Genomic DNA, 15235 nt, shown 5'->3' with positions numbered 1-15235 from the left:
GAGGAGGCCGGTGGCGGCGAGGACGAGCTGCGAGTCACTGTGGTCAAACCGGGTGGAACGATTCTGGCCGATAACATCGAGCGCTTGACCTTTATTGGTACCGGCGCTCACACAGGTTATGGCAACGATCTGGACAACATCATCACCGGTGGCTCCGGCAACGACACGTTGTACGGTGGTGCGGGCGCGGATCAGTTCATTGGCGGTGCCGGTTATGACTTCGCTGGCTATCTGGACAGCAAGGTTGGCTTGACAATCAACCTTAAAACGGGCGTACACACCGGGATTGCAACGGGCGATACCTATACCGACATCGAAGCGATTCGCGGTTCAAACTTCAACGATATCTTCTACGGCGCTCCTTCGGCGATGGGGCTGGACGGTGCCGGTGGCCAGGATGTGGTCACCTATGAACTGGCCGACAGCGCCGTGGGAATCGATCTGAGCTCGGGTGTCCACACGGGCGATGCCGCGGGTGACACGTTCGTCAACATCGAGTTTTTCCAGGGCAGTAACTTCAACGACACGCTGCTGGGGTCGCGCCTGGGCGACGTCTTCATTGGCGGTGCTGGCGCGGATGTCATCGACGGTCGCGAAGGTCAGGACAGCGCCCTGTATATCACCAGTACAACGGGCGTCACTATCAACCTGCAATCCGGCGTCAATCAGGGCGGTGATGCCGAGGGCGATGTGCTGAGCAATATCGAGCGCGTGGTAGGCAGTCATCTCAATGACAGCCTGACGGGCGATGCCGGGGTCAATTATCTGGAAGGTGGTTTGGGAAATGACGTCATCTACGGTGGTGACGGCAATGACTACCTCTATGGCGGACTGGTTTCCTCGATCGGCCCGTACAGCCTCGATGGCCTGACCAACGGCCCGCAGGCTGACACCTTGTATGGCGGTAATGGCAACGACACTATCGTCACCGCTGCCAATGATCAGGGCAGTCGCGCGTATGGTGAGGCGGGGGGCGATGTCATTACCGTCGCACAGGGGATGGCTGATGGCGGTGAAGGCAACGATCTGTTGACAGGTACAGGCACAGGTTTCCTGCTGTTCGGTGGTACCGGTGATGACAGGCTGGTGCTGCAGGGCGGCGGTTCGGCGTTCGGTGGCGAGGGCAATGACACCTACACTGTCAGTACGCGGTCGCTGGTAACGATTCAGGACGACGGAGCCAGCCAGGGTGACAAGCTGATCCTGGCGAATATCAGTTCGCTCGAGTTGCTGGTTGATCGCGTCGGCGATGATCTCTACCTGCACCGCTCGACCTTCGCTGCCGGTCAGGCACCAGCAGAGGGCGTGCGTCTGAAAGACTGGTTCGCCGGTTCCGACACCATCGAGCAGATCGAGACAGCCGATCATCAAATCATCAATCTGCCGGCCAACAGTGACGCATTCGCGATGTTTGGCTGACCGCTGAAATACGCACCTGCAATCGTATCGTGCGATTGCAGGTGCGCATGGGAAGGCGATCCGGCCTGCGAGGGCCGGGTTTCAGATCCAACAACACAGGGAAGAAGGCAAATGGCTGTAGTGAATGGAACGAGCGACGCGGATGTGCTCCTGGGCACCGATGGCAATGACGAGCTCCATGGACTGGAGTCCGACGACCAACTGCTGGCCAGTGCGGGATCCGACGTGCTGGACGGCGGTGACGGTTTTGACACAGTGAACTATTACGGAATGAGTTCGGGACTCAGCGTCGAATTTGGCGCTGGCTCGGCGACGGTTACCGGGGCTGACGGCAAGGTCGATACGCTGGTGTCGGTGGAGAAGGTGGTCGGCAGCTTCTACAACGACACACTCACCACGTCCGTGGCCGGCGTGACGCTGGATGGCAGTGGCGGTGACGATGTGTACAACGTCAACGCCGAAGGCGTGACCCTCATTGAGGAAAACAACGGTGGCTACGACGAACTGCGCACCAGCCTCAACACCATCAAGCTGGACCCGTTCATCGAGAAACTGACCTTCACCGGCACCGGTAATTTCAAGGGTTACGGTAACGCCAGTGACAACGAAATCGTCGCCGGCGCGGGCAACGACTGGCTGTGGGGTGGAGCCGGTGCCGATCACTTCGTCGGTGGTGACGGTTACGATACCGTCAGCTACACCGACAGTCTTGAGGGTGTGCGAGTCCTGGACTTCGCCAATTTCGATGGTTTGAGCATTGCCTATGGCGACAGCTTCACCGGCATCGAGGCGATCCAGGGTTCGAACTTCGATGACGTGGTATATCTGCTTGACAACACGATGACCGTGGATGGCGCCGACGGCTACGACACCGTGAGCTATCGCCACTCCTGGGATGGCGTCAATATCGACGTCGGCTCGCGTGCCGCTGCCCCGGGTGTCACGTTGTCGAACGTGGAGCACGTGATCGGTTCTTCATTCGCTGATCATCTCACCGCCAACGTGAGCGGCGTGACGCTGGAAGGTGGCTCGGGTGACGACGTCTACACCCTCAACAGCGTCGGTGTGTCCATCAAGGAAATCGACGGCTACATGGGCGGCACCGATCAGCTGTACACCAGCCTGGCGTCGATGCACATGGACCCGTTCATTGAAAACATGACCTACACCGGCACCGCAGACTTCACCGGCTACGGCAACGACGAAGTCAACACCATCGTTTCCGGTGCCGGCAATGACGTGTTGCTGGGCGGTGCAGGGGGTGACCATTTCGAAGGCGGCGCCGGTATCGACATCGTCAGCTACGACGACAGCACCGAGGGCTTGAATGCCTCCCTGAGCTGGGGCCCGCAGAGCGGTATCGCGCTCTACGACACTTACATCGATATCGAAGGCCTGCGCGGCAGCCAGTACAACGATTCGCTGCAAGGCAACTGGGAAGACAACGTTCTCGAGGGCGGTGCCGGCGATGACCAGATTATCGGTGGCGATGGCAACGACCATATCTATGGCGGCCTGACATCCGGTCTGGATAAGGCCGGGCAATCCGACACGCTGGCGGGCGGCGCGGGGGATGATGTCATCGTCGCTGCGAGTAATGACCTGTTCACCTGGGCCAGTGGTGATGACGGCAACGACACCATCACGCTGGGCCGGGGCGTGGCCTTTGGCGGTGAAGGTAACGATGTGCTGACCGCGACGGGCAGCAACTACATACTGAACGGCGACGGCGGGAATGATCTGCTGATTCTCAATCTTGCCGGCCAGTCGTCTGCCGGCGGCAGCGCCTACGGTGGCCAAGGCGACGACACCTACCTGGTCAACACCAGCGGGCTGGTGACGATTCAGGATTACGGCCTGGATATCGGTGACACCCTGATCCTCAACACCATCGCCAACGCCAGCCAGTTGAATGTCACCCGGATCGGCAATGACGCTTACCTGCACAGTGCCAACGACGGCAGTATCGGGTTGCCGGACAATGGCGTAAAACTGGCGGATTGGTATGCCGGTTTCAATACCATTGAGCACCTGCAGACTGCCGACGGCCAGGTCTATGACCTGCCTGCGACGATCGACGGGTTCGCCATGTTCGGCTGATCGCTCAAGCGGTTGATGTAGCGCAAGCAAAGGGATGGATCCGCGACTGGATTCATCCCTTTTTTCATGCCTCATCGCGCCCCTGAGCCAATGCCTGCGGAGCTGGCGCGTTTCCTGCAAGTCCCCTTCAAATCGCCATAAAACGAGCGCTCGCGGTCATCGCAGCGACGCCGTCAACGGCAAAAGGTTTAGCCAGACGGCCTGCAACGCTCAACAAAGCCCTGCGCAGCCCGGTGAAGAACAAGAGGGGAGACGATGAAGGCAGTAATTTTGGCGGGTGGCCTCGGCACGCGCATCAGTGAAGAGTCGCACCTCAAGCCCAAGCCGATGATCGAGATCGGTGGCAAGCCAATTCTCTGGCACATCATGAAGCAGTATTCCGCCCACGGAATCCACGACTTCGTGATCTGCCTGGGCTACAAGGGCTATGCGATCAAGGACTTCTTCGCCAACTACTTCCTGCACACCTCCGACGTCACCTTCGACATGCGCAACAACCGCATGGACGTGCACCAGAACTACAGCGAGCCGTGGAGCGTCACCCTGATCGACACCGGCGAGGAAACCATGACCGGTGGCCGTTTGCTGCGGGCCGGGCGTTACCTCAAGGATGAAGAGGCATTCTGCTTCACCTACGGCGATGGCGTTTCCGACATCAACATCGCGCAACTGGTCGACTACCACAAAGCCCACGGCCGCCTGGCGACCGTCACCGCCGTGCAGCCGCCGGGGCGTTATGGCGCCCTTGAGCGCCAGGGCGATCAGGTCCTCGGTTTCACCGAAAAACCACGCGGCGACGGAGGCTGGATCAACGGCGGTTTCTTCGTGCTGTCGCCCAAAGTCCTGTCTTACATCGCTGGCGATGAAACCACCTGGGAAGCCGAGCCGCTGGCGCGTCTGGCTGCGGATGAACAGCTGAACGCCTTCGAACACGAAGGCTTCTGGCACCCGATGGACACCCTGCGCGACAAGAACCACCTCGAAGCACTGTGGCAGAGCGGGGAGGCCCCATGGAAGCAATGGGCCTGAGTGCGGATTTCTGGCGCGGCAAACGCGTACTGATCACCGGTCACACCGGTTTCAAAGGCAGCTGGCTGACCCTGTGGCTGCAAAGCCTCGGCGCGCAAGTCAGCGGCTTTTCCCTCGATCCGTCGACTGAACCGAGCCTGTTCGAATTGGCCCGGGTGCACGAAGGCATCAACGATCAACGCGGTGATCTGCGGGATCTCGGCGCGCTGCTGGAGATCATTGCCGACACCGAGCCGGAAATCGTTCTGCATCTGGCGGCGCAGCCGCTGGTGCGTGAGGGCTACCGCGATCCGCTGGGCACCTATTCCAGCAACGTCATGGGCACGCTCAATCTGCTCGAAGCGATTCGTCAGGTCGGCTGCGTGCGCGCCTGCGTGCTGGTCACCACTGACAAGGTTTACGCCAATCGGGAATGGCTGTGGCCGTACCGCGAAGACGAAGCCCTCGGTGGCCACGATCCTTACAGCAGCAGCAAGGCTTGCTGCGAACTGTTGGCGCAGTCTTACGCTGCGTCGTTCTGGCCGGCCGACAAGTACGCCGAACACGGTCTGGCCCTGGCCACCGCGCGTGCCGGCAATGTCCTTGGTGGCGGCGACTTCGCTCCGGAACGGCTGATTCCCGACGTGCTCAAAGCCTGGACCGCAGACGAGCCGGTGACCCTGCGCTACCCGCAGGCCGTGCGCCCGTGGCAGCACGCGCTGGAGCCGCTGGCCGGTTACCTGCAACTGGCCGCCGGCCTCTATGAAGATGGCCCGGAGTACGCCGGGGCGTGGAACTTCGGTCCGGGCGAAGCGGACATGTGCAGCGTCGGCGAAGTGGTCGAACAGCTCGCCAATCGCTGGCCGCAGGCAGCGGGTCTGCGCATCGAGAAAAGCGAATTGCACGAAGCCGGCCTGTTGCGTCTGGACAGCAGCCGCGCGCGGCAACTGCTGGGTTGGCAACCGCGCTGGACCTTGCAGCAATGCCTGACCCAAACCCTCGACTGGCACCTGGCGTGGCAGAACGGCGATGACATGCGCGCCGTGACCCTCGGCCAACTGAACCTGTACCGAGGCGTGCTGTGAGCGAGTTTTCCCTGCAAGCGTTGCCGCTGGCCGGGCTGTTCAGCGTCCAGCACAAGCGTTTCGAAGATCAGCGCGGGCACTTCGCCCGGTTGTTCTGCGAGGGCAGTCTGAAGGCGTTCGGCAGCGAATTTCACATCCGCCAGATCAACCATTCCTGCACCCGTGAGCAGGGCAGTGTGCGCGGTCTGCATTATCAGAATGCCAATGCGCCGGAAGCCAAGCTGATCACCTGCCTGCGCGGCGAAGTGTGGGACGTGGCGGTGGATCTGCGCCCGGATTCCGCGACCTTTCTGCAGTGGCACGCCGAGCACCTCAAGGCCGGCGATGGTCGCAGTCTGTTGATTCCGGCCGGCTTCGCCCACGGGTTTCAGACCCTCAGCGCCGATGCCGAATTGCTTTACCTGCACAGCACCGATTACGCGCCGGAGCATGAGGGCGGGCTGTCGGTGAATGATCCACGGCTGGCGATTGCCTGGCCGTTGCCTGTCAATAATTTGTCAGCGCGCGATTCCAGCCATCCCGCGCTCGATCAACACTTCGCCGGAGTGCGTGTATGAACTGCCGTGGGTGCGCCGCACCGCTGAGCCTGCCGCTGATTGATCTGGGTACTTCGCCACCGTCCAACGCCTACGTGCACGCCGATCGCCTGGAGCAGGCCGAGCAATGGGTGCCGTTGAAGGTCGCGGTGTGCCAGCAATGCTGGCTGGTGCAGACCGAGGACTACACCCGCGCCGACAGCCTGTTCGACGCCGAATACGCCTATTTCAGTTCGTTCTCCAGCACCTGGCTGGCGCATGCCGAGCGTTATGTGGCCGAGATGGTCGAGCGCTTTGGGCTGAATGCCGACAGTCGTGTGGTCGAAGTCGCAGCCAACGACGGTTACCTGCTGCAGTACGTCGCCGGACGTGGCATTCCTTGCCTTGGCGTCGAGCCGACCCGTAGCACTGCGCAAGCGGCGCGGGAAAAGGGTCTGGAAATTCGCGAGCTGTTCTTCGGTCGCGACACCGCCGCGCAGCTGCGCAGCGAAGGCTGGGGCGCCGACCTGATGGCCGCGAATAACGTGCTCGCGCATGTACCGGACATCAATGACTTCCTCGGTGGTTTCGCCGCGCTGCTCAAGCCGACCGGCGTCGCCACCTTCGAATTTCCGCAACTGCTGACGCTGATGGCCGGCGCGCAGTTCGACACGCTGTATCACGAACACTATTCCTATCTGTCGCTGACCGCGGTGCAGACCCTGTGCGAGCGCAACGGCCTGGAGGTGTTTGACGTCAGTCAATTGAGCACCCACGGCGGTTCGTTGCGGGTGTTCGTACAGCGCCAGGACGGCCAGCGTCGCCCGGTGCAGCCGGCGGTGCAGCAGCAGTTGCAGGCCGAACAGGACGCCGGGGTGAAAACCGCCGGGTACTACGCGACCCTCGCACCGGCTGCCCAACGCATCAAACATGAGCTGCTGCGCTTTCTGTTGCAGGCCAAGGCCGACGGCAAACGTGTGGTCGGCTATGGCGCTGCGGCCAAGGGCAACACCTTGCTCAACTACGCCGGGGTCAAACCCGATCTGCTGGCGTGGGTGGCCGATGCCAACCCGCACAAGCAGGGCAAGTTCCTGCCCGGCAGCCGCATCCCGATTGTCGCGCCGGCGCAGATCGAGATCGAGAAACCGGATTACGTGCTGGTGCTGCCGTGGAACCTGCTGCACGAAGTCAGTCAGCAACTGGCGCAGGTGCGCCAGTGGGACGCGCGCTTCGTGATCGCCGTGCCTGAGTTGAAAGTCCTGTGAAGGTGCTGGTCACCGGTGCGACCGGTTTTGTCGGGCGGCATCTGGTTACAGCATTGCTGGCCCGCGGTTGCACCGTGCGCGCCGTGGCACGTGATGCAGCGAAAGCCGCGAGCATGCCGTGGATCAACGAGGTCGAGTTCATCAGTGCAGATATTCACGCTGCTGAACTGGATATCGCCGCGTTGACCAAAGGCGTCGACGTACTCGCTCATCTGGCCTGGCCGGGGCTGCCGAACTACCGTGCGCTGTTTCACTTCGAGCACAACCTGATGGCCGACTACCGCTTTATCAAAAGCGCAGTCGAGGCGGGCGTGCCGCAAGTATTGGTCACCGGCACCTGTTTCGAATACGGCATGCAGAGCGGGCCGCTGGGTGAGCAGCACGCCGCGCAGCCGGCCAACCCTTATGGTCTGGCCAAGCACACCCTGCACCTGTTTTTGCAGAATCTGCAGCAGGAACATCCGTTCATCCTGCAATGGGCGCGGCTGTTTTATCTGCATGGCGAAGGGCAGAACCCCAACAGCCTGCTGGCGGCGCTGGACCGGGCGATCGATGCCGGTGAGTCCGCCTTCAACATGTCGGCCGGCGAGCAGCTGCGTGACTTTCTGGCCATTGAAAGCGCTGCCGGTTATCTCGCGGCGATTGTGCAAAAACGCGACTTCAATGGCGTGATCAATTGCGCCAGCGGCGAGCCGGTGTCTGTGCGCGCGCTGGTTGAACGGCGTCTGCGCGAGCGCGGTGCGGCACTGAATCTGAACCTCGGTCACTACCCGTACCCGACCCACGAACCAATGGCGTTCTGGGCGCAGACCGAGCGTTTGCAACAGCTACTGGGAGAGCCGCAATGAGGCACGAGTTATATCGGGTCAACGACCTGCCGGTGTTGCAGAACCGTACCTTTGCCGATGCCGAGTCAGCCAAAGCCTCGGCCCGCGCCGACATGCTGCTGGTGCAGGATGAACGCAGCGGCCTGATCTTCAACGCCGCGTTCGATGCCGACAAGCTCAGCTATGACGCTGACTACCAGAACGAGCAGGCGCACTCCGGCCAGTTCCAGAAGCACTTGAGTGACGTCGAAGGCATCATCGCCAGACACTTCAAGGGCCAGGAACTGATCGAGGTCGGCTGCGGCAAAGGTTACTTCCTTGAATTGCTCAAGGGCCTTGGCTATTCGATCACCGGCATTGATCCGGCCTACGAAGGTACGAATACCGACGTGATCAAGGCGCCGTTCACCCGTGGCCTCGGCCTGGCGGCGGACGCCATCGTCTTGCGCCATGTGCTGGAGCACATCGAAGACCCGGTGAATTTCCTGTCGGTGATCGCCGAGGCTAATCAGGGCGGCGGGCAGATCTACATCGAAGTGCCGTGCTTCGACTGGATCCTCGAACACAAGGCGTGGTTCGACCTGTTCTATGAGCACGTCAATTATTTCCGTCTCGATGACCTGCGCCGGATGTTCGGCACCGTGCACGAGGCCGGCCACCTGTTCGGCGGCCAGTATCTGTACATCGTCGCCGACCTGTCGACGTTGCGCCTGACCCCGGAGCAGCCGGTGCCACGCCTGACCCTGCCGGACGGTTTCACTGCCAGCCTTGAACGCGCGGTGCAGATCATCCAGGCCGCCCCCGAGCAGGGTTCGGCGATCTGGGGCGCCTCGTCCAAAGGCGTGATCTATTCGCTGTTCCTGCAGCGCGCCGGTGTTGCGGTGGACCGCGTGGTGGACATCAACCCGGCCAAGCAGGGGCGTTATCTGCCGCTGAGCGGCGCGCGGGTGTCCTCGCCGCAGGAGGCGATGGATGCGCTGCCCGAAGGTGCGCACCTGTTTGTGATGAATTCCAATTACCTCGAAGAGATCAAGCGGATGACCGGTGGACGTTACGTCTATCACGCCGTCGACAGCGCTTCGTTTCAGTGACCCTTGAGATTATCAAAATGACCGACAACAGCATCAACCAAGCCTTCGAAGCCGAATGCCGCGAGCAGATCGCCCAGCAGGGTGACGACCAGAAGCTGACGGGCCTGGCCCGTGATTTCTTCAACGAATCGGCCAAGCACAAGTACAGCTACCACTTCTCGTGGATGGGGCGCCCGATCATCCAGTTGCCGCAGGACATGATGGCGATGCAGGAGATCATCTGGCAGGTCAAACCGGATCTGGTCATCGAGTGCGGCATCGCCCACGGCGGTTCGATCATCTACTACGCCTCGTTGCTGGAGCTGCAAGGTCACGGCGAAGTGCTGGGCATCGACCTCGATATCCGCCCGCACAACCGTGAAGCGATCGAAAGCCACCCGATGGCCAAGCGCATCATGATGATCGAAGGCTCGAGCATCGACCCGGCCATCGCTGCCCAGGTGCAGGCGGCGGCCAAAGGCAAAAAGGTCATTCTGGTGCTCGACTCCAATCACACCCACGACCATGTGCTCGAAGAGCTGCGCCTGTATGCGCCACTGGTTTCGGTCGACAGCTACTGCGTGGTGATGGACACCGTGGTTGAAGACATGCCGGCCGACTTCTTCCCCGATCGTCCATGGGGCCCAGGTGACAACCCGAAAACTGCCGTGTGGAAATACCTGGAAGAAAACCAGGATTTCGAGATCGACGTTCAGCTGCAGAACAAGCTGCTGATCACCGTGGCGCCGGACGGCTATCTGCGTCGCGTTCGTTAATTCGCAACATCACCAAAGCGTTATCTCGGCGAGTCGCCGGTTGTGGAGAGAAGTTATGCAAGGCAAGTACAGTTCTGAACTGACGCTACCGCTCAACGAGCTGTTGACCGTGGTGCTGATTACTCACAATCGGCCGGCGTTCTTGCGTCGGGCGGTGAAGTATTACAGCAGCTTGCCCTGCCGGATCATGGTCCTGGACTCCACGCCCGAGCGGCCGGAGGGGGATTTTTCTGCCGTCGATTATCACCACGTGCCGCAGTTCGCCTATTGGGGCATGCAGGCCAAACTGGCTTATGGTGTAGAGCAGTTGACCACGCCGTATATGGTGCTGGCAGCCGACGATGACTTCATTCTGCACGACTCGCTGGCCGAATCCGTCGGTTTCCTGCAGGCGAACCCGGACTACGGCATGTGCCACGGTTATTGCCTGATGTACCTGACGCTTTCCGGCGGCGTGAGCTACTACCGCCGCGACAAGAAAGTTCAGGAAGACTATGCGTCCGAGCGGGCTCAGGATCGAGTCATCGATTACATGAGCCAGTACATCCCGCCGTTCTATGCCGTGACCCGTACCGACCTGATGAAAACCTGGCACTCGGCATTGCCGCCGGGGACCAATTTCCAGTGGCAGGAAATCGGTCACGTGTACTTCCTGCTGGCGAGTGCCAAGGCGCGGATCCTGCCAATGCCTTACGTGGTACGCGAGATCAACTATGGCAACTCCGAGCACAGCACCGAGGTGTATCACTCGCTGACCTATGTGGATGGCAAATCGGTTGCCGAACGTGAAGCGTTTGCCGAGTTCCTCGCCGCGCTGCCTACCGGCATCAAGGATCTTGATGCGCAACAGGGCAAGGCATTTGCCTTGCAAAGTTTCGAGGCAATGGTCGACAGCCTGCAAAGTGGCCGGGCACTGACGGCGGAACTGATTATCCAGTCCACCTGGAATCAGTCGCTCAAGGTCCCTGATCGTCGGTTCGGGCCTTTGCAGTACGTCGAGATGCCGTTTTACAACCAGCCGTTTTTCGATCGTCTGGCACAGTTCGAATTCATGCTGCACGCCATGCCGGCCGGGCGCGTTCAGTTGCAGGGACTGGAAGGCGTGTGGACCCGTCAGGCGCATTTGCTGCAAGCGCGCAACAACGACACGGCAGAAAGCGTTCTGGATCGTTTGTGGCAGGCGCACGACCTCAATGCGTTCAACCGCACCGTGGTCAAGCGTCTGGCGCAGCAGCTGGAGCTGGCCGGCGAGGATGCAGAGGCGCAGAAAATACGTGACTGGAATGCCCGGCTTGAGGCATTGACGCTGGAAGACCACCATCAGGTGTTTGATCGCATGCAGTCCGGGCGCCTGCTCAAGTGGCTGGATTCGCGCCGGCCGGATGCCGCTCAGGCGACAGCGATTGCCGGGCACCTGGCGGTCAATGGCGGTGGTCCGCAGTTCGGCATTTTTCTGCTGGATCTGGACGATGATATCGACAAGTTGCAGGTCAGCCTCGACAGCCTGCTCGAAGGTCCATGCAAGGCCTTCCGGATTGTCGTCTTCACCACCGGCGAAGCGCCGGCAGCCACCACGGCGCAGAACACTCTGCACTTTGTCCGGGTGACACCGGCCAACCTGGTCGACAAACTCAATCAGAGCGCCAGTCAGTCTCCTTGCGACTGGTTGTTGCTGGCCGAGGCGGGGGATGAGTTCACCGCCAGTGGCTTGTTGCGTGCCAGTCTGGAGTTGATGGCTGCCGGCGATTGCCGGGCAGTGTCCACCGACGAGATCCAGCGCGGCGAGAAGGGCGCGCTGCTGGATGTGTTCCGTCCAGGCTTCAATCTCGACCTGCTGTTGAGTCTGCCGGGGCTGATGGCGCGGCACTGGCTGGTGCGGCGTGACGCGCTGATCGAAGTTGGCGGTTACCGCGCCGATTTCAACAAGGCTCTGGAATTCGACGTGCTGTTGCGCATCATCGAAGAGCACGGTTTGAACACGCTGGCCCATCTCGACGAGCCGCTGCTGATCAGCGAGGCCGCGTCGCTGGAAGAGAACGCTCATGAGCGCCTTGCGCTCCTGCGCCATCTGGGCAATCGCGGCTACAAAGCCAAGGTCACCTCGGCGGTGCCTGGCATTTACCAGATCGACTACCACCACAGCGAACGTCCTCTGGTGTCCATCGTGATTCCCGCAGGTAACGACTTGCCAGCTCTGCAACGCTGCCTGGAAGGGGTGCAACTGCGCACCCGTTATCACCATTACGAAATTCTGATCGCCACCACCGCCACGCAATCGGCTGAGGTCAACGACTGGCTCGGTACCTGCCAGCATCCGAAAGTCCAGGTGCTGCGCGCCGAGCAATCGCTGAGTGTTGCAGCGCTGATCAACGCCGCCAGCCGTCAGGCACAGGGTGAATATCTGGTATTGCTCGCCGCCGACGCCGAAGTGGTCAACCCGAACTGGCTGGACTCGCTGCTCAATCATGCCCTGCGTCCGGAAGTCGGCGTGGTCGGGCCGAAGGTGGTCGATCGCGACGGCAAAGTCAGCCAGGCCGGTCTGATCCTTGGCATGAACGGCGGCGTGGGTTCGGCGTTTGTCGGCGAAAAACACGACGCCGACGGTTACCTGTATCGGTTGTCGGTGGACCAGAACTGCTCGGCGGTATCGAACGTGTGTCTGATGGTGCGCAAAGCACTGTTCGATGCGCTGGGCGGCCTGGACGACAGTACCTTCAATGACGGCTTGCATGATGTCGATCTGTGCCTGAACGCGGCTCAGGCCGGTTACCTGACGGTGTGGACGCCGGCGGTGCAGGTTCTGCATCAGGGCGATATCGCCCAGGCGCCGCAGGCACTGGCTGCCCTGCAGGAAAAATGGGCCGCCGCGTTTGCTCAGGATCAAGCCTACAACGCCAACCTGAGCCTGACCGGCAAAGGCTATGGCCTGAACGACAGCGCATCGCTGGACTGGGCGCAGTTGCTCGCTTGAGCCGGGTGCACAAGGAACGGGATTCACACTATGTTCAACGGTAAATCGATTTTCATCTCCGGCGGCACCGGCTCGTTCGGCCGCCAGTTCATCGCCCGCCTGCTTGAGCAATACCAGCCCAAGCGCGTGGTGGTGTTCTCCCGCGATGAACTCAAGCAGTACGAAATGCAGCAGACGTTCAATGCGCCGTGCATGCGTTACTTCCTCGGTGACGTGCGCGACGCCGACCGTCTGCGCCAGGCCATGCGCGGCATCGACTACGTGGTCCACGCGGCGGCGCTCAAGCAGGTGCCGGCGGCGGAATACAACCCGACCGAGTGCATCCGCACCAACGTCAACGGCGCGGAAAATATCATCGCCGCCGCCATCGACAACGGCGTGAAGAAAGTCGTCGCGCTGTCCACCGACAAGGCCGCCAGCCCGATCAATCTGTACGGCGCCACCAAGTTGCTGTCGGACAAACTGTTCGTTGCCGCCAACAACATTGCCGGTGAACAACAGACGCGTTTTGCCGTGGTGCGCTACGGCAACGTCGCCGGCTCTCGCGGTTCGGTAGTGCCGTTTTTCAGCAAGCTGATTGCCGATGGCGCGACGGAGCTGCCAATCACCGACGAGCGCATGACCCGGTTCTGGATCACCCTTGATCACGGTGTGCAGTTTGTTCTCGACAGCTTCGCGCGCATGCACGGCGGCGAAGTGTTCGTACCGAAGATCCCGTCGATCCGCATTGTCGATCTGGCGCGCGGCATGGCCGAGCAGTTGCCACACAAAAATGTCGGCATCCGTCCGGGAGAGAAGCTGCACGAGTTGATGGTGCCGCTGGACGATGCGCGGATGACCCTGGAGTTCGAAGACCATTACACCATCCAGCCGTCGATTCGCTTCACCAGCGTCGATGTCGATTTTGCCGTTGACCAGCTTGGCGAGCGTGGCCGTCCGGTGAGCGAGGATTTCGAATATCGCTCGGACACCAACCCGCACTTCCTCTCGGTCGGGCAGATCGCCGACCTGCACGCGAAGCTTTCGGCATGATTCCCTACGGTCGGCAGAGCGTCGATCAGGCGGACATCGATGCGGTGCTCGAAGTGCTGCAATCGGACTGGCTGACCCAGGGGCCGAGCATCGAACGCTTCGAACAGGCCATGGCCGAACGTTGCCAGGCGGACTTCGCGGTCGCGGTGTGCAACGCCACGGCGGCGCTGCACATTGCCTGCCTGGCGGCCTGCCTTGGCCCGGGCGACCGTTTGTGGACCACGCCCAACACCTTTCTGGCTTCGGCCAACTGCGGGCGCTATTGCGGCGCCGAGGTGGATTTTGTCGACATCGATCCGCTGACCTGGAACCTCGATGCCTTTGCCCTTGCGGCGAAACTCGATCAGGCCGAGCGCGACGGTAGGTTGCCGAAAGTGCTGGTGGCGGTGGCGTTCTCCGGGCAGAGCTGCGACATGCGCCGCATCGCCGAACTGGCCGAACGCTACAACTTCACCGTGATCGAGGACGCCTCGCACGCCGTGGGCGCGCGCTACGCCGGGCGCCCGGTGGGTTGCGGAGAATTTGCGGCGATGACCGTGTTCAGTTTCCACCCGGTGAAGATCATCACCAGTGGCGAAGGCGGCATGGTCCTGACCAATCGTCCGCAACTGGCCGAGCGCCTGCAGCGCCTGCGCAGCCACGGCATGACCCGTGACCCGCAACAGATGACTGAACCCAGCCACGGCCCGTGGTATTACCAGCAGATCGAGCTGGGCTTCAATTACCGCATCACCGATTTGCAGGCCGCACTGGGCCTGTCGCAACTGGGCAAGCTGGATGACTTCATCGCGCGCCGCCGCGAATTGGCGGCGCGCTACGACCGCTTGCTGGCGTACCTGCCGCTGACCTTGCCCAGTGCTCAGCCAGAGGCGGAGTCGGCGTGGCATCTGTACGTGGTGCGGCTGCAGACCGAGCGTGTCGGCCTGACTCACCGCCAGGTGTTCGAAGGCTTGCGCGCGGCCGGGATCGGCGTGAACCTGCACTACATTCCCGTGCATTTGCAGCCGTACTACCGTGACCTGGGTTTCGCCGAGGGCGACTTCCCTGAAGCCGAACGTTATTACGCCGAGGCGATCAGCCTGCCGCTGTACCCGTTGCTCAGCGAGGAGCAGCAGGATCATGTGGTCGAGCAATTGCGTCGGCTGACCGAATAAATTCCGCTGCGGC

General features: G+C 61.4%; 12 protein-coding genes. All 12 read left to right on the top strand.

Annotation, left to right across the window (positions count from 1 at the left end; translation table 11 throughout):
* Window positions 1–1419: calcium-binding protein (locus ACXR0M_RS22275; protein ID WP_458833878.1), on the top strand; the 1419-nt coding region annotated here is incomplete at its 5' end.
* A gap of 111 nt (window positions 1420–1530) precedes the next feature.
* Window positions 1531–3519, top strand: a complete 1989-nt coding sequence (locus ACXR0M_RS22270; protein WP_458833877.1) for a calcium-binding protein — start codon at window positions 1531–1533, stop codon at window positions 3517–3519.
* 255 nt (window positions 3520–3774) lie between these two features.
* Window positions 3775–4548, top strand: coding sequence for a glucose-1-phosphate cytidylyltransferase (gene rfbF / locus ACXR0M_RS22265; RefSeq protein ID WP_458833876.1), 774 nt, complete (start codon window positions 3775–3777; stop codon window positions 4546–4548).
* Window positions 4530–5612 (top strand): CDP-glucose 4,6-dehydratase, encoded by a 1083-nt coding sequence (rfbG, locus tag ACXR0M_RS22260; RefSeq protein WP_458833875.1) that lies wholly within the window; start codon window positions 4530–4532, stop codon window positions 5610–5612. Before rfbF ends, rfbG begins: the two co-directional genes overlap by 19 nt.
* Complete coding sequence (gene rfbC / locus ACXR0M_RS22255) at window positions 5609–6169, top strand: dTDP-4-dehydrorhamnose 3,5-epimerase (RefSeq protein WP_458833874.1); 561 nt, start codon at window positions 5609–5611, stop codon at window positions 6167–6169. Before rfbG ends, rfbC begins: the two co-directional genes overlap by 4 nt.
* Window positions 6166–7392: a methyltransferase domain-containing protein gene (locus ACXR0M_RS22250; protein ID WP_458833873.1), complete on the top strand. Its 1227-nt coding sequence runs from the start codon at window positions 6166–6168 to the stop codon at window positions 7390–7392. The genes rfbC and ACXR0M_RS22250 overlap by 4 nt, the downstream gene beginning before the upstream one ends.
* A complete protein-coding gene (locus ACXR0M_RS22245; protein WP_458833872.1) occupies window positions 7389–8240 on the top strand; it encodes an NAD-dependent epimerase/dehydratase family protein in 852 nt (283 codons plus the stop codon). The genes ACXR0M_RS22250 and ACXR0M_RS22245 overlap by 4 nt, the downstream gene beginning before the upstream one ends.
* Window positions 8237–9310: a class I SAM-dependent methyltransferase gene (locus ACXR0M_RS22240; protein ID WP_458833871.1), complete on the top strand. Its 1074-nt coding sequence runs from the start codon at window positions 8237–8239 to the stop codon at window positions 9308–9310. Before ACXR0M_RS22245 ends, ACXR0M_RS22240 begins: the two co-directional genes overlap by 4 nt.
* Window positions 9311–9327: 17 nt before the next feature.
* Complete coding sequence (locus ACXR0M_RS22235) at window positions 9328–10065, top strand: cephalosporin hydroxylase family protein (protein WP_458833870.1); 738 nt, start codon at window positions 9328–9330, stop codon at window positions 10063–10065.
* A gap of 55 nt (window positions 10066–10120) precedes the next feature.
* On the top strand, window positions 10121–13036 hold the full coding sequence (locus ACXR0M_RS22230) for a glycosyltransferase family 2 protein (protein ID WP_458833869.1): 2916 nt from the start codon (window positions 10121–10123) through the stop codon (window positions 13034–13036).
* A gap of 30 nt (window positions 13037–13066) precedes the next feature.
* Window positions 13067–14068 (top strand): UDP-N-acetylglucosamine 4,6-dehydratase (inverting), encoded by a 1002-nt coding sequence (gene pseB / locus ACXR0M_RS22225; RefSeq protein ID WP_458833868.1) that lies wholly within the window; start codon window positions 13067–13069, stop codon window positions 14066–14068.
* A complete protein-coding gene (gene pseC / locus ACXR0M_RS22220) occupies window positions 14065–15222 on the top strand; it encodes a UDP-4-amino-4,6-dideoxy-N-acetyl-beta-L-altrosamine transaminase (RefSeq protein WP_458833866.1) in 1158 nt (385 codons plus the stop codon). Before pseB ends, pseC begins: the two co-directional genes overlap by 4 nt.
* Window positions 15223–15235 lie beyond the last annotated feature (13 nt).

It is taken from the genome of Pseudomonas sp. Eth.TT006 (genome assembly GCF_054456575.1).
The sequence above is the reverse complement of the archived record's forward strand: the minus strand, read 5'-3'. Positions and strand labels throughout refer to the sequence as shown.

Coding starts and splice junctions, on each gene's coding strand:
- ACXR0M_RS22230 (WP_458833869.1), top strand. CDS start 10,121: ATGCAAGGCAAGTACAGTTCTGAACTGACGCTACCGCTCAACGAGCTG.
- rfbG (WP_458833875.1), top strand. CDS start 4,530: ATGGAAGCAATGGGCCTGAGTGCGGATTTCTGGCGCGGCAAACGCGTA.
- pseC (WP_458833866.1), top strand. CDS start 14,065: ATGATTCCCTACGGTCGGCAGAGCGTCGATCAGGCGGACATCGATGCG.
- rfbF (WP_458833876.1), top strand. CDS start 3,775: ATGAAGGCAGTAATTTTGGCGGGTGGCCTCGGCACGCGCATCAGTGAA.
- ACXR0M_RS22235 (WP_458833870.1), top strand. CDS start 9,328: ATGACCGACAACAGCATCAACCAAGCCTTCGAAGCCGAATGCCGCGAG.
- ACXR0M_RS22270 (WP_458833877.1), top strand. CDS start 1,531: ATGGCTGTAGTGAATGGAACGAGCGACGCGGATGTGCTCCTGGGCACC.
- ACXR0M_RS22250 (WP_458833873.1), top strand. CDS start 6,166: ATGAACTGCCGTGGGTGCGCCGCACCGCTGAGCCTGCCGCTGATTGAT.
- ACXR0M_RS22240 (WP_458833871.1), top strand. CDS start 8,237: ATGAGGCACGAGTTATATCGGGTCAACGACCTGCCGGTGTTGCAGAAC.
- pseB (WP_458833868.1), top strand. CDS start 13,067: ATGTTCAACGGTAAATCGATTTTCATCTCCGGCGGCACCGGCTCGTTC.